The sequence below is a fragment of the Nocardiopsis sp. TNDT3 genome (assembly GCF_003427465.1).
Classification (GTDB): domain Bacteria; phylum Actinomycetota; class Actinomycetes; order Streptosporangiales; family Streptosporangiaceae; genus Nocardiopsis; species Nocardiopsis dassonvillei.
This window is the reverse complement of sequence record NZ_QPFC01000849.1, coordinates 1-1823: the sequence shown is the minus strand read 5'-3', so window position 1 is coordinate 1823 and position 1823 is coordinate 1. Positions and strand designations below refer to the sequence as shown.

Below are 1823 nucleotides of genomic sequence, written 5' to 3'. Positions count from 1 at the left end.
GTCCAGCCCCCCGCGGCCGCACAACCTCCACGACCGTCGCCCCCGTGACCGCCCGCCACCCGGCGGACCGACCTGAGGACCGAACCCGTGCAGATCCTCGAACCCGTCACCCCCGACACCGTCATCCGGCGCTTCCGCGCCACCCACCCGTTGGAGGACGAGGTCTCCCGTGCCACCAACACGTACGCCGAGAGCGCCCTGACCCTGGCCACCCGCCAGCTCGGCGGGACGTGGCACCGGGTCGCCCTGGACCGCGAGGACGTCCTGTCCGTGCTCCTGCCCTGGCACACGGGCGAGTACGGGGAGCGCGAACTCGTCCCCCCGGCCGGGGCGACCGTCGCCGAGACCCTGGGCACGCTCACCGACTGGGGCCGGGAGTACCCCGCCAGCAACCCGGTGTGCTGGGGCAAGCTGGACTGGCACACCGGCGCGGCCCGCGCACCGCTGTTCCTGAGTTCGCGCGCCCTCGACCACCCCTTCTACGAGCGGCTCGAACGCACGGACGCGGTGACCCACCTGGACGGCCTGCACCGCATGCTCGCCTGGGCGCTGGCGGACCGGCTCCCCTCGCGGCCCCTCCTCGAGGCCTATCTGGCCGGGCCCCTGCCCGACCTCCGCGACCCGGACGCCCCCTCCGCGGCCCGTCCCTCCGCGACGGCCCCAGCCGAGGCCACCGCCGACACCAAGGAGGCTTGACCCCGAGGGGTCGAGCCTCCCGACGCCGTCAACGCGCGGCCGCCCGGGGCAAAGGGAGCGCCAACACTCGCCCCGGACTCGGTAGCGACTTGGGTGAGCCGTTAGTCCGCGCAGCTCACGGCGGGTAGGGGGTGGGCGGACAGCGTTGGGGCACCCGCCCCTCGACCACGCGAACCACTAGGGGGACATCGTGGCACGCGATCGCACACCCGCAGACCTGATCGGGCACCACGTCCTCGATCGGGAGGGCCACAACGTCGGCAAGATCAACCAGGTCTACCTCGACGACAACACCGACCAGCCGAGCTGGGTGTCCGTGCACACCGGCCTGTTCGGCAGGCACGAGACCCTCGTCCCGCTCCAGGGCTCCCAGCCCGTGGAGGAGGACATCCGGGTCCCCTACGACAAGTCCGTCGTCAAGGACGCCCCGCACATTGACGCCGACCGGCACATCTCTCCCGAGGAGGAGCAGACGGTCCGCCAGTACTACGCGCAGCACGGCGGCCCCCCGATGCGGGGTGAGGAGACCGCGATGGGCCGCGGCCCCGGGCCGCAGACCACCGGCCGGGAGGACGTGGCCGGGGGCGCCGCCGGAGGAGCGGCGGGGGGCGTGGCCGGCGACGCCGCCATGCGTGACCGCGACGCCGGCATGCGCGACCGCGACCCCGCGAGGGCGGACGAGCGCGACGACATCTCGATGACGCGTTCGGAGGAGCGCGTGGACATCGGCGTGGAGCGGCGTGAGGCCGGGCACGCCCGCATGCACAAGTACGTCGAGACCGAGCAGTTCGACGAGACGGTCCCGCTGCACCACGACGAGCTCCAGGTCGAGCGCCGCCCGGTGGACGACCCCTCCGCGGTGCGCGAGCCCCGGGAGATGGGCGAGGACGAGGAGACCTTCACGCTCTACGAGGAGCGCCCGGTCGTCTCCAAGGAGCAGGTCCCCGTCGAGGAGATCCACGTCCGCAAGCGCGACGTGACCCGCGACGAGCACGTCCAGGGCCAGCGCCGCCGCGAGCGGGTCGAGCTGGAGGACGACGAGGGGGAGCCGCCCGCCAACGCCTGACCCGGCCGCACGGCCGGGCCCGGCCAGGGCCGGAGTCGTCCCCGGACACGCGGTCCGGGGA

2 protein-coding genes are annotated in these 1823 nt (G+C 74.0%); both read left to right on the top strand.

The window, feature by feature from the left end:
- Window positions 1–87 precede the first annotated feature (87 nt).
- Entirely contained in the window at window positions 88–696 is a 609-nt protein-coding gene (locus DQW06_RS20490) for a DUF6309 family protein (RefSeq protein WP_071621834.1), read from the top strand.
- A 190-nt stretch (window positions 697–886) separates the two neighbouring features.
- Window positions 887–1762, top strand: coding sequence for a PRC and DUF2382 domain-containing protein (locus DQW06_RS20485; protein WP_013152504.1), 876 nt, complete (start codon window positions 887–889; stop codon window positions 1760–1762).
- Window positions 1763–1823 lie beyond the last annotated feature (61 nt).